The organism is Salmonella sp. SAL04196 (genome assembly GCF_046550835.1).
Classification (GTDB): domain Bacteria; phylum Pseudomonadota; class Gammaproteobacteria; order Enterobacterales; family Enterobacteriaceae; genus Salmonella; species Salmonella enterica.
Window position 1 is genome coordinate 111,676 of record NZ_JBGDXE010000007.1, and the last position, 21,824, is coordinate 133,499.

Consider the following 21,824-nt stretch of genomic DNA (forward strand, 5'->3'; position numbering starts at 1 on the left):
ATGACTGTTATTTTATTTGGAATAATCAGGGGGTTAATGATGCACGTTACGCTGGTTGAAATTAACGTTCATGATGACAAGGTTGAACAATTTATCGATGTTTTTCGGCAAAATCATCTGGGCTCAATTAAAGAGCCGGGTAACTTGCGTTTTGATGTTCTGCAGGATCCGCAGGTGCCTACGCGATTTTATATTTATGAAGCCTACGTTGATGAACAGGCCGTCGCTTTTCATAAGACAACGCCACACTATAAAACTTGCGTGGAGCAGCTTGAACCGTTGATGACCGGTCCGCGGACAAAAAAAGTTTTTATGGGTTTGATGCCTTAAGGAGCGCTCATGAACAGCCAGTTTGCCGGATTAACGCGCGAAGCATGTGTGGCATTGTTAGCGTCATATCCGCTTAGTGTGGGTATTCTGGCAGGGCAGTGGATTGCGTTGCATCGCTATCTGCAACAGTTGGAAGCGTTAAACCAGCCGCTGTTGCATTTGGATTTGATGGATGGTCAATTTTGCCCGCAGTTTACCGTTGGGCCATGGGCAGTTGGGCAACTGCCGCAAACCTTTATCAAAGATGTTCATTTGATGGTAGCGGATCAATGGACGGCGGCGCAAGCCTGCGTGAAGGCGGGCGCACACTGCATCACGCTTCAGGCTGAAGGCGATATTCATCTGCATCATACGCTAAGCTGGCTTGGTCAGCAGACCGTGCCCGTTATCGGCGGTGAAATGCCGGTGATCCGGGGGATTAGTTTATGCCCGGCAACGCCTCTGGATGTCATTATCCCCATTCTGAGCGACATCGAGGTTATTCAACTACTGGCAGTGAACCCTGGATACGGCAGTAAAATGCGCTCCAGTGATTTGCACGAGCGCGTGGCGCAGCTTCTCTGTCTACTTGGTGATAAACGCGAAGGTAAAATTATCGTTATTGATGGGTCGTTAACGCAGGATCAATTGCCTTCGCTGATTGCACAGGGCATCGATCGTGTTGTTTCTGGTAGTGCGTTATTTCGTGATGATCGGCTGGTTGAGAATACGCGGAGCTGGAGGGCGATGTTTAAGGTTGCCGGGGATACTACTTTCTTACCCTCCACAGCATAAATGCCGGATGGCGGCTTTACCTTATCAGGCCTACATAAGCACTCGGCTGGTAGGCCTGATAAGCGCAGCGCCATCAGACATTGATTGGCAATTAAGCCTGTTTAGCAGCTTCTGCTGCTTTCACGATCACCGCGAAGGCGTCAGCTTTCAGAGAAGCGCCGCCTACCAGTGCGCCGTCGATGTCCGGCTGCGCGAACAGTTCGGCTGCGTTGGAGGCATTAACAGAACCGCCGTACTGGATAATAACCTGTTCAGCGATTTTCGCGTCAGCTTTAGCAATGTGGTCACGGATGAATTTGTGCACTGCCTGCGCCTGCGCAGGAGTTGCAGATTTACCGGTACCGATCGCCCATACGGGTTCGTAAGCGATAACCGCGCCTTCAAAGGCTGCCGCGCCCTGCGTTTTCAGTACCGCGTCGATTTGGCGTGCGCACACTTCTTCTGTTTTGCCCGCTTCGTTTTCCGCTTCGGTTTCACCGATGCACAGTACCGGCGTCAGACCTTGCTCTTTCAGTACGGCGAATTTTTTGGCGATCAGCTCGTCAGATTCTTTGTGATAAGTACGACGCTCGGAGTGGCCGATAATAATGTACTGCGCGCCGATATCCTTCAGCATTTCAGCCGAAGTTTCACCGGTGAATGCGCCAGACAGATTCAGATCAACGTTCTGCGCGCCCAGCATAATGTGGCTACCGGCAGCAGCGCGTTTCGCCAGATCGATATACATTTCCGGCGGAGCGATTGCCACGTCGCAGCCTGCTACGCCCGTCAGTTCTTTACGCAGGTTAGCCACCAGTTCGTTTACCATGTGGCGGCTGCCGTTCAGTTTCCAGTTACCCATCACTAAAGGATGTCGCATTTCATTTCTCCACGCTTAGTCAGCGAATTAAGGAAGATGGCCGCTCGTCAGAGCAGCATGGTCTGTGAAACAGTATAGAGATTCATCCCCGGAAAGGCTTTGCTTTTTGTCATCAATTCGCCCCTTCCAGATTTTCAGATAACGCCAGCTTAATCGGTTCAACCGCGAAGGTCAGCCCCTTTTCGCCGTTATCTGCGACAACATAACGTACCGCGCCTTCGGTCTCGGCGTAATAGTGTTTACCTTTACCGGCGATAAGCATCTTTTGCAGTTTTTTCTGGCTTTGCTCTTTTGTCAGCAACGGGGCGACAGTGCGAATAATGGCGGCCATATATTCCAGCGCTTTCGCTTTCGCCGCTTTCTGTTCCGGCCCCTGAATGGGCAGCCAGGTAATCTGCATACTTTTCACTTTGAGCGTACCGCGCTCCAGCGCCGTGGAGGCATACAGATTTTCGTTAATCTTACTGGCGGCGCGGGTCAGATTCGCCTTATCGCGGCTATTCTCAATGGCGCGAAATTCATTGAGCGGCAGATCGGGATTCTGGCGGTTAAAGTTCTCACGAAACTGGCTAATAGAAAGATCAAAGGTTGGCGAGCCCGCCAGCAGATAGGGCGCTGTCGTGGTCGATGAAGAGAGCTGCGCGTGCGCCGTTATGCTGGCGGTGAGAGCAGAAAACAACAGTAAAAACAGAGTACATCCTGGCTTCATCAATCTTACCTTTCGTTAGGACTGCTCACGATTAAAACGATAACTGTCGGGCTTGTCAAAAGGGTAAACTGTAGCGGAAGGCAAAATATAAGGAACTTACATGACCATACAGCAATGGTTATTCTCATTTAAAGGGCGTATCGGACGCCGTGATTTCTGGATTTGGATCGGCCTCTGGTTTGCCGGGATGCTGGCGCTATTTTCGCTGGCGGGGAAAAACCTGCTTGATATCCAAACGGCGGCATTTTGCCTGGTGTGCCTGCTGTGGCCGACCGCCGCCGTCATGGTCAAACGTCTGCATGACCGGGGACGCTCCGGCGCGTGGGCGTTGCTAATGATTCTGGCGTGGATGCTGCTGGCCGGAAACTGGGTGATGCTGCCGGGGATGTGGCAGTGGGTCGTCGGGCGATTTATTCCGACGCTGATCCTGGTGATGATGCTTATCGATCTGGGCGCGTTTGTCGGTGTTCAGGGGGAAAATAAGTTTGGGAAAGCGACACAGGACGTGAAGTTTAAGGCAGAACCGTGAACGGGCGGTAAACCGTAATTTGCCCGGTGGCGCTGACGCTTACCGGGCCCACAGATTGGTGATGATTTGCAGGAGGCCGGATAAGCCCCAGCCGCCATTCGGTAAAACATCACCAGTAATGTTCAGCCGTCATATGCCCCGGTCGGCGGCGCAGATGTTTAGTCATCTGTCGGGTCTCTTTCAGCAGTTGCTGCGTATCGCGCACCATCTGCGGGTTCCCGCACAGCATGACGTGGCTGGTCTCTTTATCCATCGGTAATCCAACGGCTTTTTCCAGCTCGCCGTTTTCAATGAGCGCTGGCACGCGTCCGGTAAGCGAGCCTGGCACGCTCTCCCGGCTGACCACCGTTTGGATGCGCAGCTTGCCTTCATAACGCTGTTGCAGTTCCAGCATTAGCGGCAGATAGCTTAAATCGGCGGCGAAGCGTGCGGCGTGGACCAAGACCAGATTTTTAAAGCGCGCGACATCCTGGCCATATTGCAGAATAGACAAATACGGGCCAATAGCGGTTCCGGTTGCCAGCATCCATAGCGTCTCGCAGTCAGGCACTTCATCCAGTACAAAGAAACCCGACGCGTCGCTGACCACTTGCACCTCATCGCCAGGTTTTAGCGCCGCCAGCCGCGGGCTGAGCTTTCCTTGCGGCACCGTCACCAGATAAAACTCTAAATTCGGATTGTCAGGCGCATTCACATAGGAATACGCGCGCTGAACGCGCTCGCCATCGATCTCCAGTCCGAGTTTGGTAAATTGGCCTGCAGTAAAAGGATTAATGGGGGCGTGAACGGTCAGGCTGAACAGTGCGTCAGTCCAGTTTTGCACCTTAGTGACTTTACCTGTTACCCAATCGGCCATGGTTTTCTCCTGTTCTGAATCGCTAACCTTATCTTCGTTCGTCAGGAGAAAGATTTCCAGCCCCGCGAGGCTGGAAGGCTCTAACTAACAAATGCGCTAGAGGATATGCGCCTGTACATCCGGATCTTTACGATCAAGATAGTGGATAGACTGAATGCGGCGGATGGTGCGTGATTTGCCGCGGATCAGCAGCGTTTCCGTCGTGGCAATATGGCCTTTCCGGCTAATTCCTTCCAGCAGATCGCCTTTCGTGATGCCGGTCGCGGAGAAAATAACGTTATCGCTACGCGCCATATCGCCCAGGCATAACGCCTTGCCCGCTTCAATGCCCATTGCTTTGCAGCGCGCCAGTTCCTGTTCGCCAATGCGGCGGTTTTCTTCGCTGTCGCCTTTCACGTCATGGCGCGCCAGCAGACGCCCCTGCATATCGCCGTCCAGCGCGCGGATCACCGCTGCGGATACCACGCCTTCTGGTGCGCCGCCAATCCCGTACAGCACGTCGACTTCGCTATCCGGCATACAGGTCAGAATTGAGGCCGCGACGTCGCCGTCAGGAATGGCAAACACGCGTACGCCCAGTTTAGCCATCTCTGCGATGACCTCGTCATGACGCGGTTTTGCCAGAATGGTCACGGTCAGATCGCCAAGCGGTTTACCCAGCGCATCCGCGATGTTGCGCAGGTTATCCGCCAGCGGCAGATTGAGATCAATTGCCCCTTTGGCGCCCGGACCGACAATCAGTTTTTCCATATACATATCAGGTGCATTCAGGAAACAGCCTTTATCGCCGACCGCCAGCACCGCCAGCGCGTTCGCCTGGCCCATCGCCGTCATGCGCGTGCCCTCAATCGGATCGACGGCGATATCTACCGCATCGCCGTGGCCGGTACCGACTTTCTCGCCGATATAGAGCATCGGGGCCTCGTCGATTTCGCCTTCGCCAATCACGATGGTGCCGTCAATGTTGACCTGGTTGAGCATGATACGCATGGCGTTAACCGCCGCGCCGTCCGCGGTATTTTTATCGCCGCGTCCCAGCCATTTGTAGCCAGCCAGCGCCGCCGCTTCGGTCACACGGGAAAATTCGATGGCAAGTTCTCGTCTCATAACAAACTCGTAGCAAAAAGGAGTGGCGCGCAGTGTAGCACAGGGGAAGGAGGGAATAATTGATGTGTGTGCGGAGTTGCCCCCGCACAAAGATTTTGCCGGATGGCGACCTTACTTGTCGTGCTCTTCCCACGCCATTGCGCGTTTAACCGCTTTCTTCCAGCCGCTGTAACGGTAGTTACGCTCGGTGGTTTCAATGCCGGGGCGGAATTCTCGTTCAATGACGGCTTTTTCCTGCAACTCGTCCAGGTTCTGCCAGTAACCGACGGCCAGACCAGCCAGATAGGCGGCGCCCAGCGCGGTCACTTCGCGCACTTCCGGGCGTTCCACCCGCGTGCCGAGAATATCTGACTGGAACTGCATCAGGAAGTTGTTGGCCACTGCGCCGCCGTCCACACGCAGAGCGTGCAGGCGGATACCGGAGTCGGCCTGCATCGCTTCCAGTACGTCGCGGGTCTGGTAAGCGATGGATTCGAGCGTCGCGCGGATAATGTGATTAGAGTTCACGCCGCGGGTCAGGCCAAAAATGGCGCCGCGGGCATACGGATCCCAGTACGGCGCGCCCAGACCGGTGAAGGCCGGAACCACGTAGACACCGTTGGTATCTTTCACTTTCGTGGCGAAATATTCGGAGTCGAACGCGTCGCTGATGAGCTTCATTTCATCACGCAGCCATTGAATGGACGCTCCCGCCATAAACACCGCGCCTTCCAGCGCATAGTTGACTTCGCCGCTTGGGCCGCAGGCGATGGTGGTCAGCAGGCCGTTTTCCGATTTTACCGCTTTCTCGCCGGTGTTCATCAGCATAAAGCAGCCAGTGCCGTAGGTATTCTTTGCCATTCCTTCCTTTACGCACAGTTGGCCGAATAGCGCGGCCTGCTGATCCCCGGCAATCCCGGCGATAGGAATACGTGTACCGCCTTTACCGCCAATATTGGTCTGGCCGTAGACTTCGGAGGACTTACGTACCTGGGGCAGCATCGCGCGTGGGATATCCAGCACGTCCAGCATCTTATCGTCCCAGTCCAAATCATGGATGTTGAACAGCATGGTTCGTGAGGCGTTGGTGTAATCCGTAACGTGGACGCGGCCCTGCGTCATCTTCCAGATAAGCCAGGTATCCACCGTACCGAACAGCAGCTCGCCACGCTTCGCGCGTTCGCGCGAACCTTCCACATGGTCAAGGATCCATTTCACTTTAGTGCCAGAGAAGTACGGGTCGACGACCAGACCGGTATTGTCGCGGATGTAATCTTCCAGGCCGTCGCGTTTAAGCTGTTCGCAAATATCGGCGGTACGACGGCACTGCCAGACAATAGCGTTGTATATCGGTTTGCCGGTTTCACGTTCCCAGACGATCGCGGTTTCACGTTGGTTGGTGATACCGATAGCGGCAATCTGATCGGAACTGATATCGGCCTTAGCCAGCACTTCTACCAGCGTTGAGCTTTGGGACGCCCAAATTTCCATCGGGTCGTGTTCTACCCAGCCTGGCTTAGGATAAATTTGCTCAAATTCACGCTGTGATACGCTGACGATATTCGCGTCATGATCCATAACGACCGCGCGGGAGCTGGTGGTACCCTGGTCGAGCGCAACGATATATTTTTTTTCAGTCATAATTTTGTCCCGTAATCAGATTACAGCGAAGCATTTTGTTGTGTGGTCGCGGTGGAGTCCTTCTCTTCCACGACGCAGGTATCGCACGGCAAATGACGGCCAATAAATTTGCGATAAGCAAACGCGCCCAGAATGGCGCCGACGATGGGGCCAAACAGTGGCACCAGGAAGTAAGGAATGTCTCTACCGCCGGTAAACGCAATTTCACCCCAGCCGGCAAGCCCGGCGAACATTTTGGGGCCAAAGTCACGCGCCGGATTCATCGCAAACCCGGTCAACGGCCCCATAGAGGCACCGATAACGGCGATCAGTAAACCAATGAGCAGTGGCGCAAGCGGACCGCGAGGTACGCCGTTTCCGTCGTCGGTCAGCGCCAGAATCAGCCCCATCAGAATAGCGGTAATCACCATTTCAACCGCGAAGGCCTGCACAAAATTGATATGAGGATTCGGGTAAGTTGAGAAAATGCCTGCGAGATCGAGACTTTCAACGCTGCCACGGACGATATGGTGGGTTTGTTCGAAGTCCACAAAAAGATTGTAATAAAGCCCGTAAACTAACGCCGCTGCGCAAAAGGCGCCGGCAACTTGAGAAATAATAAAAGGAACAACTTTACGTTTGTCGAAACAGGCAAATAGCCAGAGTGCGATGGTCACTGCCGGGTTCAGGTGTGCGCCAGAAACACCTGCCGTCAGGTAGATAGCCATCGCTACCCCCAGACCCCAGATGACGCTGATTTCCCACTGTCCAAAAGTAGCTCCGGCAACTTTAAGCGCAGCGACACAACCCACACCGAAAAAAATCAACAACCCGGTACCGAGGAATTCAGCAATGCACTGGCCTTTTAAGGTTGATGTTTGACTCATAATCGGATCCTGAAGAGTATGTAATGATTATTGGTATGCGAGGAGGTCATGGACATCCACGATGCCCTGTAGGCACACTGTTAATTTATCGTTAACGAGCAAAAACGAGAAATATCGAAATCAAAATGTGTGTACTGCGTCAATAAAATGAGCGTTATCGCGCCATGAGGCGCATTTTGAGACAGCAGAAGAGAGTGAATTGAATCATTTCATTAACCAATATGTTAACACTTTTAAGTTATTGAATGAATGTTACCAGGAGATGGATGAAAATTGCTGCAAACCGCGATCTACGCGGTATGTCGCTGGACAGCGAGAGCGGGGCTTCATACAATCGACACTATATATTGTGCGCGTTTACGTGAAGCGTCGCCTTGCAATTCAGGAGAGGTAAGATCATGTCTTTAGAAGTGTTTGAGAAACTGGAAGCAAAAGTACAGCAGGCGATTGACACCATCACCCTGTTACAGATGGAAATTGAAGAGCTGAAAGAAAAGAACAACAGCCTGACGCAGGAAGTGCAGTCTGCACAGCATCAGCGTGAAGAACTCGAGCGTGAAAATAATTCTCTGAAGGAACAGCAGAGCGGCTGGCAGGAACGTTTGCAGGCGCTGCTTGGTCGTATGGAAGAAGTCTAATCCTCGTCATATTTCACGTTATGGCGGCGTTGGCTGCGTGCGTTCACCCCAGTCACATAGTGGCCTATGCTCCTGGGGATTCACTTACTTGCCGCCTTGCCCTGACGCGAAATCTATAGAGGATTTAGAATGCGGATACCGGTGGGTCGGATAAGGCGTAAGCTGCCATCCGGCAATCAGCGACAACGCATAAAAAAGGCGCCTTACGGCGCCTTTTTTGATCACTCGATATCAAGCGGGTCTTCGGAAAGGATAATCCCGGTGTTGTCGGCATAGAGATGATCGCCGGAGAAGAACGTCACGCCGCCGAAATTGACGCGCACATCGCTTTCCCCAATGCCTTCACCTGCGGCGCCAACCGGAATGGCGGCGATCGCCTGAATGCCGATATCCAGCTCTTCCAGATCGTCCACCTGACGCACCGCGCCATAGATAACCAGCCCTTCCCATTCATTTTGCGTAGCCAGACGCGCCAGCTCCGCATCGACTAATGCACGACGGACAGAACCGCCGCCATCGACCAGCAGAACCCGACCACGGCCATTTTGTTCGAGCAGATCGTACAGCAACCCGTTGTCCTCGAAACATTTTACCGTGATGATTTGTCCGCCAAACGACGACCGTCCTCCAAAATTGGAGAACAGCGGTTCCACGACGTTGACATCTTCCTGATAGATGTCACAAAGCTCGGAAGTATCGTATTTCATAGGCTTAACGTTCAGTTGCTGCGAGAATTTTTAGTATATCGCGCTAAGTATACTGTTGGCAAAATCATCAATTGTTAATTGATATTTGTCAGTTAAACGGCCCACTGACTTAAGAGTATCCCAATCACAAATAACAGGTTGGTTAACAACGCGCCTTTAACGGTACGTTCAAGCATTGGGCGCATTGCCGCAGGCTCCCTTTCGCGCATTACGTAGCGCGCTTGTTTAATGAGCAATGGCGCGGCCAGAATAAACAACCATCCCCACGGACTGTGTAGCGAGAGCAGATTAAACAGCGCCAGACAGAGCAGCGCGCCTAGCAACAGGCAGGCGTGATAACGACGCGCGTTGACATCGCCGAGTCGTACCACAAGGGTGTTTTTGCCGTTCTCTCTGTCGCTATTAATATCGCGCAGGTTATTAATATTCAGCACCGCCGTCGCCAGTAAACCGCAGGCGGTGGCCGGGAGAATTAGCGCCGGAATCAACGTATGCGCCTGGAGGTACCAGCTCCCCATGACACTTAGCCAGCCAAAGAATACCAGGACAGAGATATCACCCAGCCCGATATAACCGTAGGGCCGATTACCCACGGTGTAGGTGATGGCGGCGATAATCGACAGCCCGCCCAAAATCAGGAAGCCGACAAAATCGGTTAACGTATGGCACGCGACCGCCACCAGCGCCAGTCCGGAGATACAGATCAGCACGACGGTAATGATTAACGCCCGCTTCATCTCCTGCCGGGTGATGACGCCTTTTTGCATTCCCCGCAGCGGCCCGATGCGATCCGGTTTATCACTGCCTTTGACAGCGTCGCCGTAATCGTTGGCGAGGTTGGATAAAATTTGCAGCAGCCCGGCGGTGATAAGGGCCAGCAGTGCGACCAGAGGATCGAAATAGCCTTGCCACCATGCCAGGGCCGTACCGACGATAATCGCTGCGAAGGCGAGGGGTAAGGTTTTGGGTCGTAAGCTTTCCAGCCAGGCCTGGGTGCGGCTAATTTGTTGTTGTTCAGTCATATTTAGCGCCAATAAAAATGGGGCTTTTCAGCCCCATCAACAGTGATGAAAATGCATTGGACGCGATTATAAGATAAAACGGCTTAGATCTTCATCTGCGACCAGCGCATCCAGATGTTTGCTCACATATTCCGCATCAATTGTGATGTTTTGGCCGTGCAGATCGCTGGCGTTATAGGAAATCTCTTCCATCAGACGCTCCAGTACGGTATGCAGACGGCGCGCGCCGATGTTTTCGGTGGTTTCGTTAACCTGCCAGGCGGCTTCGGCAATACGTTTAATACCGGAATCGGTGAACTCGATATTGACGCCTTCAGTTGCCATCAGCGCTTTATACTGCACGGTGACGGAGGCGTTTGGCTCGGTCAAAATGCGTTCGAAATCGCTGGTGGTCAGCGCCTGAAGTTCAACGCGAATCGGCAGACGGCCCTGCAGTTCCGGGATCAGATCAGACGGCTTCGCCACCTGGAACGCGCCAGAGGCGATAAACAGAATATGATCCGTTTTGACCATGCCGTGTTTGGTCGAAACCGTGCAGCCTTCTACCAGCGGCAGTAAGTCGCGCTGTACGCCTTCGCGTGAAACATCCGGGCCGGAGGTTTCGCCACGCTTACAAATTTTGTCAATTTCATCGATAAACACGATGCCGTGCTGTTCAACCGCGTCGATAGCGTCCTGTTTCAGCTCTTCCGGGTTGACCAGCTTAGCAGCTTCTTCTTCAACCAACAGTTTCATCGCGTCTTTAATTTTCAGCTTACGCGGTTTCTGTTTCTGACCGCCCAGGTTCTGGAACATAGACTGCAACTGGCTGGTCATCTCTTCCATGCCCGGAGGCGCCATAATCTCTACGCCCATCGGCGCGGCGGCGAGGTTAATCTCGATCTCTTTATCGTCGAGCTGGCCTTCGCGCAGTTTTTTGCGGAACGTTTGACGGGCGGCAGAAGGCTCCTGCTGCTGTTCGGCCTGGCCCCAGTTATTTTTTGCGGGTGGGATCAGTACGTCGAGAATACGCTCTTCCGCCAACTCCTCCGCACGATAGCGGTTTTTCTCGATAGCCTGTACGCGAACCATTTTCACAGCGGCATCGGTCAGATCGCGGATGATAGAGTCCACTTCTTTCCCGACGTAGCCCACTTCGGTGAATTTGGTGGCTTCGACTTTAATGAACGGCGCGTTGGCGAGTTTTGCCAGACGACGGGCGATTTCGGTTTTACCGACGCCGGTCGGGCCAATCATCAGAATATTTTTCGGCGTTACTTCGTGGCGCAGCTCTTCATCAAGCTGCATACGACGCCAGCGGTTACGCAATGCAATCGCCACGGAACGCTTTGCGTTATCCTGGCCGATAATGTGTTTGTTCAGTTCGCTGACAATTTCGCGTGGGGTCATTTCAGACATGAGAGGTCCTTACGCTTTGGCGGTCAATTCTTCAATGGTGTGGAAATGGTTGGTGTAAATGCAGATATCGCCTGCAATATCCAACGCCTTTTCAGCAATTTCGCGCGCGCCGAGCTCGGTATTTTCTAACAGAGCGCGAGCGGCAGCCTGGGCATAAGGACCGCCGGAGCCGATAGCAATTAAATCGTTTTCAGGTTGCACGACATCGCCGTTACCCGTGATGATGAGCGAGGCGGTTTCATCCGCGACGGCCAGCAACGCTTCCAGTTTGCGTAGCATACGGTCGGTACGCCAGTCTTTCGCCAGTTCAACGGCGGCTTTGACCAGGTGCCCCTGATGCATTTCCAGTTTACGTTCAAACAGCTCGAACAGCGTGAATGCATCCGCAGTACCGCCCGCAAAGCCCGCAATGACCTTGTCGTTGTAGAGGCGGCGGACTTTCTTCACGTTGCCTTTCATTACTGTGTTACCCAGTGTGGCCTGACCATCACCGGCGATTACCACGTGGCCGTTACGGCGTACGCTTACTATTGTTGTCACGAGCAGACCCCTTGGTTACTAATGCTGAATTGCGGCCCCGTACGGCGTACGGGGCATAATGCAAGTATAGATGGGGGAGATTTTGAGGGTTTCAACCCCCGGTGGCGAGTCGAATGCAGTTTGTATGGCCCGCCATCTTCAGACGGTTAATGGTGCTGTCGGCATTTTCTTTACCTTTCACCGGCCCGATAACCACGCGATTCCAGCCGTTATTGGTGGTGATTTTGGAGTCAAAGCCTTCAAACGCCAGCTGAGCGCGGACGCTTTCTGCCTGCTCGGCGCCTTTGAATGAACCACATTGCACCATCCAGCGACGCTCATCTTTTTTCTCTGCTGTCGCCTTCGGCGCTTCAGGCGCGCGCGTAATTGGTGCGGCTTTCGGCGCTGCCGCGCTGGTATGCGCCGGCGTTTGCAGCAAATCCTGATAAGGTTGCTGCGAGGCCGTCTGCTTCGGCGGCTGACTTTGGCGCGCAGGTTGCGCCGGGGCGGACTGTACCGTGCGTGTTTGCGGCTGCTCGTTTACCCGCGGCTGCGTACGTGGTTGCTGAACAGGCTGCGTTTGAGCCCACTGCTGCTGCTGCTGCTGCTGCTGCTGCGCCTGACGCTGGCGCTGTAGCGTTTGCTGGCGTTGTTCTGGCGTCTGCTCGTTCCACGGCACTTCGTTAAGTTGCGTCGGCTGCTGACGCATATCCGCCTGCATCTGCTCCAGGAGTTGACGCTGCTCGCTGGTGAGCTGATTCGGATTCATGACTTCGCCGCCGGCGGACGGTTCCGTTGGCGTACGCACGCCCGGCTGGCGACTTTCCAGCTCTTTGATGTAACGCCAGCGCTCTTCCGGTTTTGGCGGAAGCCCATTGCCGGTGACTTTCTGGTTTTGTAGCGTTTCGGACTCTTCTTTCTTATGGTGAGTAATGAAGTACAGACCGCCGATAAAGGTCACAAGGACGGCTGCCGCAATCGCGACCATTGCCGGCGAGACGGCAGGCATGTTGCTTTGCTTCTTCCGTGAGTTCCGTGAGGTGCTCTTTTTGCGCCGCGAAGGAGCCGGTTGGCCGCGACGTACATAATCTCGTTGTGCCACTATCGTTTCGCTGTATTTATTCGTTCGTCAGCCCGTCATGTTACTGAAGCGGCGGGCCTTTGACCAGACAGGTGAGTCTTAAAGCTATTTACTTTAGGGTAAAGCGCGCGTAGAACCGCGAATAATCAGCTCGCAATCCATTAAACGCGAGCCGCTGCTCACATTTTGCCCCTGCATCTGATCGAGCAACAGCAGCATCGCCTCGCGACCAATGTCAAAACGCGGCTGCGCCACGGTTGTCAACGGAGGGTCGCAAAACTCGGCCAGCGCGATATTGTCAAAGCCGATAATCGACAGATCGTCAGGCACTTTCAGACCCTGGCGCTTGGCCCAGGAGAGGGCGCCCAGCGCCATTACGTCGCTATGACAAAAGACGGCGGTAGGCGGCAACGGTTGCTCAAGCAACTGCTTTAATGCGTTTGCCCCGGCTTCAAAGGTAAAGTCGCCACGGGCGATGTAATGCGGATCGACCACAATGCCACTGCGTCTTAATGCCTGTACGTAACCTTGTAAGCGATAGTGACAGAGCGGCATATCTTCCGGCCCCGCAATACAACCAATCCGCTTGTGGCCCAAATCCAACAGGTAGTTCATGGCATTGAACGCGGCGGTGAGGTTATCGATATGTACCGTCGGCAGTTCAAGCTCCGGCGCGAACTCATTCGACATCACCATCGGAGGCAAATTGCGCTGCTCCTCAACGCTGGCGTCAAAGGGCAGTCGGGAACTGAGAAGTACCATGCCGTCGATCTGTTTGGTGATGATGAGATTAAGAAAGGTTTTTTCTTTCTGGTTTTGATGGGCGCAATCGCCAATCAGCACCAGATACCCCTGTTCTGCCGCGGTCACTTCGATACCACGGATAATTTCACTGAAGAAGGGATCGCAAATATCCGGGACAATCACCAAAATCGTACGGGATTCATTGCGTTTTACATTTCGCCCCATCGACTGCGGGAAATAACCCACTTCAAGCGCGGCCTGTTCAACCCGGCTACGGGTCGACTGGGAGACTTTATCGGGGTTCATTAACGCGCGGGATACGGTTGCCGTAGAGACTTTCGCCTTCAACGCAACATCCTTCATCGTAGCGGCAGTAACCTGCTTGTTCGATTTCACTCTTTCTCCTCGCCTGGGAACTGCTGGCGCAGATCTATCCCTGGTAACACTCATCGAAAACATTTTTATCAGATAGTGCGTGGAAGCGGTTACAGAATTTTCATAAAAAGTGTGATGGATCTTTAATTTTACGATCCGCCTCGCATCGTGAGGACTATCCTTCAATCGGATCGACGTCCAGAACCCATTTAACTTTCCGCGCTTCAGGGAGCGTATTGATCAACGCCAGCGTGCCGCTGATGATGTGTTGCAGGCGAATCCGTGAAGGATGCTGAAGTAAAATTTGCCAGCGATAGCGGCCGCCGCGTTTTGGCGCGAGGGCCGGAACCGGACCTAAGATCCACAGCTTATCGTCTGATAGCGGGCTGGCCTGAATCAGATTACGCAACTGCTGGAGAAAGACGGGCGCCTGCTGATTGTTGTGATCCTCTGCGCGAATAATGACGTGGCTGGTCCACGGCGGAAGCTGGAGCGTTTGCCGTTCCGCCAGCGCCTGTTCCGCAAACGCATCATAGCCTTTATACAGTAACGTTTGCAGCAGGGGATGCTCAGGATGGTGCGTTTGGAGCACCACTTCGCCCTGTTTGCCCGCGCGCCCGGCGCGGCCGGAAACCTGAGTGTAGAGCTGGGCGAAGCGTTCCGCCGAACGAAAATCTGCGGAAAAAAGCGCGCCATCGACGTCCAGCAACGCCACCAGCGTGACGTCCGGGAAGTGATGGCCTTTCGCCAGCATTTGTGTGCCTATCAGAATGCGCGCTCCGCCGCGGTGAACTTCCGCCAGATGCTGCTCCAGCGCGCCTTTACGACTGGTGGTATCACGGTCGATTCGTGAGATCGGCACGCCGGGGAAGAAGGGCGCCAGCACCTGCTCCAGCTGTTCCGTCCCTAACCCAACCGGTAGCATATGTGTGGAGCCGCAGGAGGGGCACTGACGCGGTACCGGACGTTGGCTGTCGCAGTGATGACAGCGTAAATGATGCTGCGCCTGGTGCAGCGTGTAGTAGTGATCGCAACGCGGGCACTCCGCAATCCAGCCGCAGTCGTGGCAAAGCAGCGCGGGCGCGAATCCCCGGCGGTTAAGAAATAAAATTACCTGATTGTCGGCCTGGAGATGTTGGCGCATACGGGCGATAAGGGCGGGCGCCAGTCCCGCCTGAAGACGCTGGCCTTTTAAATCCAGTACATGCTGCAGGGCTGGGCGGGCGTTGCCTGCGCGCCGCGTCAGACGCAGCATCCGGTATTTTTTCTGCCGCACGTTGCATAGCGTTTCCAGGGCTGGGGTGGCGGAGCCGAGAATAATCGGGATCTGTTCGCTATGGGCGCGATACACAGCCAAATCGCGGGCATGGTAGCGCCACCCTTCCTGCTGTTTATAAGAGCTGTCGTGCTCTTCGTCGATGACAATCACGCCAAGATTTTTAAACGGCGTAAACAGCGAGGAGCGCGTGCCGATGACAATCGCCGCTTCGCCGTTTTTCGCTTTCAGCCATGCCGAAAGACGCTCGCTGTCGTTTAGCCCGGAATGCAGCACTTCCACCGGCGCGTTAAAACGTTCGCGAAAACGGGCGATCGTTTGCGGCGTCAGGCCGATTTCCGGCACCATCACCAGCGCCTGTTTGCCCTGGGCGAGGACGTTTTCCAGCACGCTCAGATACACTTCGGTCTTGCCGGAACCGGTTACGCCTGCCAGCAACCAGGCGGAGAAACCGTCCGACGCGCTGTGAATCGCGCCGACTGCTGTCGCCTGTTCGGTATTCAGCCGCAGGCGCTCTCCTGCGACGGCATAACGCTCCCGCCAGTCGGTAAACGCGGGCGTTTCACTGGCAAGCTCACAAAGCCCCTTACGCCGCAGCGTTTGCAGCGTGGCGTCAGTAAAATCAAGCTCGGCTACCTGATAGCGCCAGATCTTTCCTTGCCGTAGCGCCGCCAGCGCCTGTTGTTGTTTGGCGGAGCGTTTCAGGCTGTTGATGTCGGCGGCTTGCCCCTCTTCGGTGGCGAACCAATACCATAGGGGCGCGTTGCTGGCTGGTTTTCCCTGACGCAGTAAAACCGGCAGAGCGTGAAACAGAACGTCGCCGAGGGGATGGTGGTAGTAATCCGCCGCCCAGAGGAGTAAGCGCCAGATGGAGGGAGAAAAGATGGGCTCGTTATCCAGGATTTCAATGACCGATTTTAATTCATCGAGCGGCAATTCGCTGTGGTCGCTAACCGAGACGACAATGCCCACGCGCTCTTGCTGCTTGCCGAACGGCACGCGCACGCGGCACCCGGCTTTGGCGACCTCGCCTTCCGGCAGCAGGTAATCAAAGGTTCGGGGAAGCGGAACGGGCAAGGCAACGTGCGCGACGGACATAGCATCTTCCTGACTTGAAATTTCGTCGGGTAGTATACACATTACGATAAGGGAGCGCGGATCAGTTTGCATACGGTGGTCAAATTCTGTATGATTCGCCGCCTTTGGTGCGTGTTGTGAGCATCAAACCCTTTACTATTAACTTCGCGTGGTGTCTGGCGTTAGGGCTGGAAGAGCGACGCGGCCTTACACTGAGGTTCCCCATGAAAAAAGGTATTCACCCGAATTACGTAGAAATTACTGCAACCTGTTCTTGCGGTAATGTTATCAAAACCCACTCTACCGTGGGTCACGACCTGAACCTGGACGTGTGCGGCAAATGCCACCCGTTCTTCACTGGTAAGCAGCGTGTTGTTGATACCGGTGGTCGTGTTGAGCGCTTCAACAAGCGCTTCAGCATCCCTGGCAGCAAATAAGTTACCGCCAGAAAAAAAGCGCCGCAGGGCGCTTTTTTTGTTTTCTAGGGATAACAGTATTTGTTCAGACACATTCTGTGATCCGTAATCGCTTTCATTACGCTTCCTGCCGTGAGTTTTAACGAAGGATTTATAGTCAGTCCCGCGCTTTCCAGCCCCTTCGCTGTCCATTTATTGCAGGTATTGAGTATGCCGTAGCGGCCATTCGCGGCGTAAAACTGGCTATCGCCGTAAATTCCTTGTTTTAACGGAATCAGATTACCCTCTGCGTCACGCGCAAAGCTGCGGCCCAGATAACGCATCAGACTGTTACGCTGGTTTGTGTGCAGGAGCAGTGATTTTATCTCGCTACCGGCGAAATAGCGTTCTGGTTTACCGGAAAAGGCGACGATGTGCATAACCGCGCCGGATGACCAGAACATGGCCTGGAGCGTAAGCGCGGTGGTTATTTCTTGTGACTGATAAAAGCCCTTATCTCCCCAGCCGATTTCATACCACTGCGTCTCCTGAGCGAACCGTTTTTTAAGCTGTGGCAGAACGGTATTAACATCATGGGCCGGCGCAATAATTCCCGTGTGCCAGCCATGACTGACGATATAGATTTCCGTCGGGGAGGGATGTCCGCCTGTCGTAGGTTTTACGGCTTGTGGAAAGGTTGTGCAGCCATATAGCAATAAACTTAACCAGGCGATAAAGAGATTTTTCATGACATATCACCAGCAAAGGCGCGGTATGTTGTGGCGTTTGTCTAATGACGCTGCGTTTATCGGGTCGGTGCCGGATTGGTAATTCATTGATATTTTTGCATTCCTCTTCGAGGGCAATAAGGCGAATGTCATAACTACAATACGTTTTAACCATTCAGGCGGAAGTTAGCTTCCGCCTGTTTTACTTTTACTATCTCGCTTTATTTTTTAAACATCTGCTCTGGATCGATAATCAGCGCCCGATAACCCAGCATACCGGCACGGTTACTGTGTACTTTTAGCTCCAGCATCACATCCTGAGTACCGTCTTTGACTTCATCCAGAACGGAAACGATCGGTTTTGTACCGCTCATTCCCGCTGTAGCCGAGTACATGAACATCGTTTTGGTTTCCGGGCGATATTCCGTGACGGAAGTAATGGCGCTGTACCAGTCAAAACCGCGCTCTTTACCATATTCCCACATTTGGGAAACCGTCATATTTTTTTCGTCAATCTGATATTCCACGCCGCGGGAATATTTCATTGACGGCATGGCCGGTTGTTCCATGCCGCGCGCATCGCCGTTATCAAAGGCGGTCACGACGGTTTTACCTCCGGTGCTTTTGGATGGCACTAACCAACCGGTATGTTGTGTCCATGTCCAGTCAAATCCACCGTCGCAGTGGTGCGCTTCGCAGGTCAGCGGTTTACCGTTGCTGTCTACGGGTTTCAGCACTTTTTTCGCCAGTTCGCCTTTCCAGCCGGATGGATCGGAAAGTATCCATTTCACTTTTTTATCGCGACCAATTTTGATGATGGCAGACTGGTGGCGCGAGCTAATGATAATGCTGTCGTCGCGAGGATCGTAGCTGACGGAGTTGACATGCGCCCAGTTGCGGCCCGGGCCGGAGCCCGCGATATCGCCGAAGGGTTGTTTTGCAAGCTGCTCTTTGGTCATGACCTGACCGGAATGTTCGGCATCGACGCTCAAACATACCGCTCCCTGATCCATCGCCAGAATAACGTCGTCACGATAGGGGTCGAGGATTTTTGGCAGATCCCAGTAATCGACGGTATCGCCGTTCTGGTCAACTTCAAGAATATGATCACGCACAGTATTGATGGTGTATTTACCATTTAATGGATAATTTTCTTTTGCGACACGCAGCAGGTAGGTGCCTTTCGGCGTTTCGGTAATGGCGTGCGAAAAATCAATAAATCCTTTTGGCAGTCGTTTATCGGAAATAACGCGGCCTAAGAAATCATATTTAAAGTAACGTTGACCCTGAACAAAAATAAGATTGCCATCGTTAACCTGATGGAAGCTCATCATGGAACCAAAGCGCGTTATATCATCCTGGTTACGGAATTTATCAATATTCATATAGCCGCGAACGTCGCCATTCGTATCGCTAATCCAGTTGATACCGGTATAATCCCAGTTCGCCGCGCCGCCTGCGACATGCATAATGTGGCCGGCTCTTGGCATCCCTGTTATATGGTTAAAAAGATATAAGCGATTTTTAAGCGAGCTATCGACTTTAACCGGTTCTACCGTAGGAAGAACGGCAGTTTGCCCGGTAGTAGAGGGCAATGATACCGGTGCGGCGTAAATGGACCACGTATAAGTTTGTTTTTTACCTTCTTCAGTCCAGTCAACTTTAACCTTATTGACATAATCTGGATACAAGCCAAATACAGGTATGCCGTCATGGGTATTTATAGCCTGCGGGCCGACATCATAACTGATCGGGATGCCTTTTTCCCCTTTCCCTAAAACGGTAACCTTCACGTCCTGTACATTATGATTGGCTTTATTAATGATTGCTGTTAATGGGAAAACGCCGCCGTAGGGAGCGACATCGACCATACCTAATGGCCCTTCATGTACTGGAATGACATCTGCTGATGCGACCATTGGCCTGTTTGGGTCTAAAACGCCTGAGGCTAAAACGCTGCCGCTCAAACACAGGCAACATAATACAGGTAAGACTTTCCTTGTAAATAACATGTTTATTTCCCCATTCGATATTATCGATAAGTTGAATGTATATTAACTTTCTTATTTGTTGGAGATGAAAAAACATTTAAAAAAGTAAAACAATCCGCGGAGGGGAATAATGATGCTGGTCACAAATATGAGGTATTCATGGTCTTTTTAACAATACTCATCGTTATACTATTTGTTCAGTAAATATATGGTGGTGTATTATTATTCATGTGCGCTTTGCTACGTGAAACTTTAAATAAAGATTGGAAGTTTAAATATAATAAAATTATATCGGTTATGGCATGTCGGGAATTTTTTTTCAGGAAAGTAACGAAGAGAAACTTATCATGTCTGACAAATTTATCTATCGAGGGCTATTCGGGAAGATGAACATTTAGAAAAATGTCGGAGATAGCCGCGTACAGGGGGAATCGTTAAAAAAGCGCGGCCAGAGGCGTTCTGACCGCATGCTTTGCTATCAGTATTCCCACGTTTCCGGGTCAATCCCCATCTCACGCATGATCTCTTTTGCCGCTTCCGGGATTTCATCGCTGCGCTCTTTTCGCAGATCGGCATCATCCGGCAAGGGTTGCCCGGTAAAGGCGTGCAGAAATGCTTCACACAACAGCTCGCTGTTGGTGGCGTGGCGCAGGTTGTTCACCTGACGACGCGTACGTTCATCGGTGAGGATTTTTAACACCTTCAGAGGAATGGAAACCGTAATTTTTTTGACTTGCTCACTCTTCTTACCGTGCTCAGCGTATGGGCTGATATATTCGCCGCTCCATTCAGCCATGAGATACTTAATCCTCTTCGTCATTAATATTGAGGTCTGAACCTGAGCCCGGACCATAATCGCGCGTAGTTTACCGTAGTGGCGCGGCCCTGACACGAAGTTAGCGGTCGCAGATGTGCGCTAATGCATATAATTTTAACGGCTATTTGCGGTTTGCTCAATCTATACGCAAAGAAGTTTAGATGTCCAGATGTATTGACGTCTATTGTGGTAGTGGTTAATCTGTGGCCTGACTTTCACCGACTCAGCCAGGAATATCTTCATATGACGCGTAAACAGGCCACTATCGCAGTGCGTAGCGGATTAAACGACGACGAGCAATACGGCTGCGTTGTGCCGCCAATCCATCTCTCCAGTACCTATAACTTTACCGGTTTCAATGAGCCGCGCGCGCATGATTATTCCCGCCGCGGTAATCCCACGCGTGATGTGGTTCAGCGCGCATTAGCGGAACTGGAAGGCGGCGCGGGCGCGGTATTGACGAATACCGGCATGTCGGCGATTCATCTGGTCACCACCGTTTTCCTCAAGCCGGGCGATCTGCTGGTCGCGCCGCATGATTGCTACGGCGGCAGTTATCGTCTGTTTGACAGTCTGGCGACACGCGGCTGTTATCGTGTGCGATTTGTCGATCAGGGCGATGAACGCGCCTTACAGGCGGCGCTGGAAGAAAAACCGAAGCTGGTACTGGTAGAAAGTCCAAGTAATCCATTGTTACGCGTGGTGGATATTGCGAAAATCTGTCGGCTGGCGCGCGAGGCGGGCGCAGTGAGCGTCGTTGATAACACGTTTTTAAGCCCGGCGCTGCAAAATCCGCTGGCGTTGGGTGCCGATCTGGTGTTGCATTCATGCACGAAATATCTCAACGGTCATTCGGATGTCGTGGCCGGCGTGGTGATTGCTAAAGATCCGGAAATGGTCACTGAACTGGCGTGGTGGGCGAATAATATTGGCGTCACTGGCGGGGCGTTTGATAGCTATCTGCTGCTGCGCGGTTTGCGAACTCTGGTGCCGCGTATGGAGCTGGCGCAGCGCAACGCGCAGGCGATTGTGAAATATCTGCAAACCCAGCCGTTGGTGAAAAAACTGTATCATCCGTCGCTGCCGGATAATCAGGGACATGAGATTGCCGCGCGTCAGCAAAAAGGCTTTGGCGCAATGTTGAGTTTTGAACTGGATGGGGATGAGGAGACGCTGCGTCGTTTTCTGGGCGGGCTGTCGCTGTTTACGCTGGCGGAATCTTTAGGGGGAGTGGAAAGTTTGATCTCTCACGCCGCCACCATGACGCATGCCGGTATGTCGCCGCAGGCGCGTGCCGCCGCCGGGATCTCCGAAACGCTACTGCGTATCTCCACCGGTATTGAAGATGGCGAAGATTTAATTGCCGACCTGGAAAATGGCTTCCGGGCTGCAAACAAGGGGTAAAC

The 21,824-nt window shown here is 53.1% G+C and carries 22 protein-coding genes; 6 read left to right on the forward strand and 16 right to left on the reverse strand.

Annotated elements, in window-relative coordinates:
• Positions 1–39: 39 nt before the first annotated feature.
• Together lsrG and ACLJPE_RS20025 are read left to right on the forward strand one after the other, a co-directional pair.
• Positions 40–330, forward strand: a complete 291-nt coding sequence (gene lsrG / locus ACLJPE_RS20020; protein WP_001543603.1) for a (4S)-4-hydroxy-5-phosphonooxypentane-2,3-dione isomerase — start codon at positions 40–42, stop codon at positions 328–330.
• A gap of 9 nt (positions 331–339) precedes the next feature.
• Positions 340–1,104: an epimerase gene (locus tag ACLJPE_RS20025; protein WP_023137067.1), complete on the forward strand. Its 765-nt coding sequence runs from the start codon at positions 340–342 to the stop codon at positions 1,102–1,104.
• Positions 1,105–1,195: 91 nt separating this feature from the next.
• On the opposite strand, the gene tpiA is transcribed toward ACLJPE_RS20025, so the two are convergent.
• Together tpiA and ACLJPE_RS20035 are read right to left on the reverse strand one after the other, a co-directional pair.
• The gene (tpiA, locus tag ACLJPE_RS20030) at positions 1,196–1,963 is read right to left on the reverse strand and encodes a triose-phosphate isomerase (RefSeq protein ID WP_001216339.1); all 768 of its coding nucleotides are present in this window, start codon (positions 1,961–1,963) and stop codon (positions 1,196–1,198) included.
• A gap of 112 nt (positions 1,964–2,075) precedes the next feature.
• Entirely contained in the window at positions 2,076–2,672 is a 597-nt protein-coding gene (locus ACLJPE_RS20035; RefSeq protein WP_000802241.1) for a YiiQ family protein, read from the reverse strand.
• A 100-nt stretch (positions 2,673–2,772) separates the two neighbouring features.
• Here ACLJPE_RS20035 and ACLJPE_RS20040 point away from each other — a divergent pair, with 100 nt between their 5' ends.
• Entirely contained in the window at positions 2,773–3,201 is a 429-nt protein-coding gene (locus ACLJPE_RS20040) for a DUF805 domain-containing protein (RefSeq protein WP_000155237.1), read from the forward strand.
• A gap of 109 nt (positions 3,202–3,310) precedes the next feature.
• Here the strand turns inward: ACLJPE_RS20040 and fpr are convergent, their stop codons facing one another.
• The 4 genes from fpr to ACLJPE_RS20060 form a co-directional block, all read right to left on the reverse strand.
• A complete protein-coding gene (fpr, locus tag ACLJPE_RS20045) occupies positions 3,311–4,057 on the reverse strand; it encodes a ferredoxin--NADP(+) reductase (RefSeq protein ID WP_000796303.1) in 747 nt (248 codons plus the stop codon).
• A 96-nt stretch (positions 4,058–4,153) separates the two neighbouring features.
• A complete protein-coding gene (gene glpX / locus ACLJPE_RS20050; protein WP_001250624.1) occupies positions 4,154–5,164 on the reverse strand; it encodes a class II fructose-bisphosphatase in 1,011 nt (336 codons plus the stop codon).
• Between the two features lie 111 nt (positions 5,165–5,275).
• Complete coding sequence (glpK, locus tag ACLJPE_RS20055; RefSeq protein WP_000136809.1) at positions 5,276–6,784, reverse strand: glycerol kinase GlpK; 1,509 nt, start codon at positions 6,782–6,784, stop codon at positions 5,276–5,278.
• Positions 6,785–6,804: 20 nt separating this feature from the next.
• Complete coding sequence (locus ACLJPE_RS20060; protein ID WP_000084285.1) at positions 6,805–7,650, reverse strand: MIP/aquaporin family protein; 846 nt, start codon at positions 7,648–7,650, stop codon at positions 6,805–6,807.
• Positions 7,651–8,048: 398 nt separating this feature from the next.
• Here ACLJPE_RS20060 and zapB point away from each other — a divergent pair, with 398 nt between their 5' ends.
• Positions 8,049–8,288: a septal ring assembly protein ZapB gene (gene zapB, locus ACLJPE_RS20065; RefSeq protein WP_000051370.1), complete on the forward strand. Its 240-nt coding sequence runs from the start codon at positions 8,049–8,051 to the stop codon at positions 8,286–8,288.
• Between the two features lie 221 nt (positions 8,289–8,509).
• On the opposite strand, the gene rraA is transcribed toward zapB, so the two are convergent.
• From rraA to priA, 7 genes are all read right to left on the reverse strand, one after another.
• On the reverse strand, positions 8,510–8,995 hold the full coding sequence (gene rraA, locus ACLJPE_RS20070; protein ID WP_000872918.1) for a ribonuclease E activity regulator RraA: 486 nt from the start codon (positions 8,993–8,995) through the stop codon (positions 8,510–8,512).
• A 92-nt stretch (positions 8,996–9,087) separates the two neighbouring features.
• A complete protein-coding gene (gene menA / locus ACLJPE_RS20075) occupies positions 9,088–10,017 on the reverse strand; it encodes a 1,4-dihydroxy-2-naphthoate polyprenyltransferase (RefSeq protein ID WP_000139639.1) in 930 nt (309 codons plus the stop codon).
• A gap of 66 nt (positions 10,018–10,083) precedes the next feature.
• Positions 10,084–11,415, reverse strand: coding sequence for an HslU--HslV peptidase ATPase subunit (gene hslU, locus ACLJPE_RS20080; protein ID WP_001293360.1), 1,332 nt, complete (start codon positions 11,413–11,415; stop codon positions 10,084–10,086).
• A 9-nt stretch (positions 11,416–11,424) separates the two neighbouring features.
• Entirely contained in the window at positions 11,425–11,955 is a 531-nt protein-coding gene (hslV, locus tag ACLJPE_RS20085) for an ATP-dependent protease subunit HslV (protein WP_000208240.1), read from the reverse strand.
• Between the two features lie 91 nt (positions 11,956–12,046).
• Positions 12,047–13,036, reverse strand: coding sequence for a cell division protein FtsN (gene ftsN, locus ACLJPE_RS20090; protein WP_000068800.1), 990 nt, complete (start codon positions 13,034–13,036; stop codon positions 12,047–12,049).
• Between the two features lie 93 nt (positions 13,037–13,129).
• Positions 13,130–14,155: a DNA-binding transcriptional regulator CytR gene (gene cytR, locus ACLJPE_RS20095; protein WP_000841337.1), complete on the reverse strand. Its 1,026-nt coding sequence runs from the start codon at positions 14,153–14,155 to the stop codon at positions 13,130–13,132.
• Positions 14,156–14,309: 154 nt separating this feature from the next.
• Complete coding sequence (gene priA / locus ACLJPE_RS20100; protein WP_001528891.1) at positions 14,310–16,508, reverse strand: primosomal protein N'; 2,199 nt, start codon at positions 16,506–16,508, stop codon at positions 14,310–14,312.
• A 203-nt stretch (positions 16,509–16,711) separates the two neighbouring features.
• On the opposite strand from priA, the gene rpmE reads away from it, so the two are divergent.
• A complete protein-coding gene (gene rpmE, locus ACLJPE_RS20105; protein ID WP_000715284.1) occupies positions 16,712–16,924 on the forward strand; it encodes a 50S ribosomal protein L31 in 213 nt (70 codons plus the stop codon).
• Positions 16,925–16,968: 44 nt separating this feature from the next.
• On the opposite strand, the gene ACLJPE_RS20110 is transcribed toward rpmE, so the two are convergent.
• From ACLJPE_RS20110 to metJ, 3 genes are all read right to left on the reverse strand, one after another.
• Entirely contained in the window at positions 16,969–17,631 is a 663-nt protein-coding gene (locus ACLJPE_RS20110) for a TIGR02117 family protein (RefSeq protein WP_000792791.1), read from the reverse strand.
• Between the two features lie 200 nt (positions 17,632–17,831).
• On the reverse strand, positions 17,832–19,622 hold the full coding sequence (locus ACLJPE_RS20115) for an aryl-sulfate sulfotransferase (protein WP_410966019.1): 1,791 nt from the start codon (positions 19,620–19,622) through the stop codon (positions 17,832–17,834).
• Between the two features lie 457 nt (positions 19,623–20,079).
• Complete coding sequence (metJ, locus tag ACLJPE_RS20120) at positions 20,080–20,397, reverse strand: met regulon transcriptional regulator MetJ (RefSeq protein ID WP_000852811.1); 318 nt, start codon at positions 20,395–20,397, stop codon at positions 20,080–20,082.
• Positions 20,398–20,661: 264 nt separating this feature from the next.
• Between metJ and metB the strand changes: the two genes are divergently transcribed.
• Positions 20,662–21,822 (forward strand): cystathionine gamma-synthase, encoded by a 1,161-nt coding sequence (gene metB, locus ACLJPE_RS20125; protein ID WP_000197212.1) that lies wholly within the window; start codon positions 20,662–20,664, stop codon positions 21,820–21,822.
• Positions 21,823–21,824 lie beyond the last annotated feature (2 nt).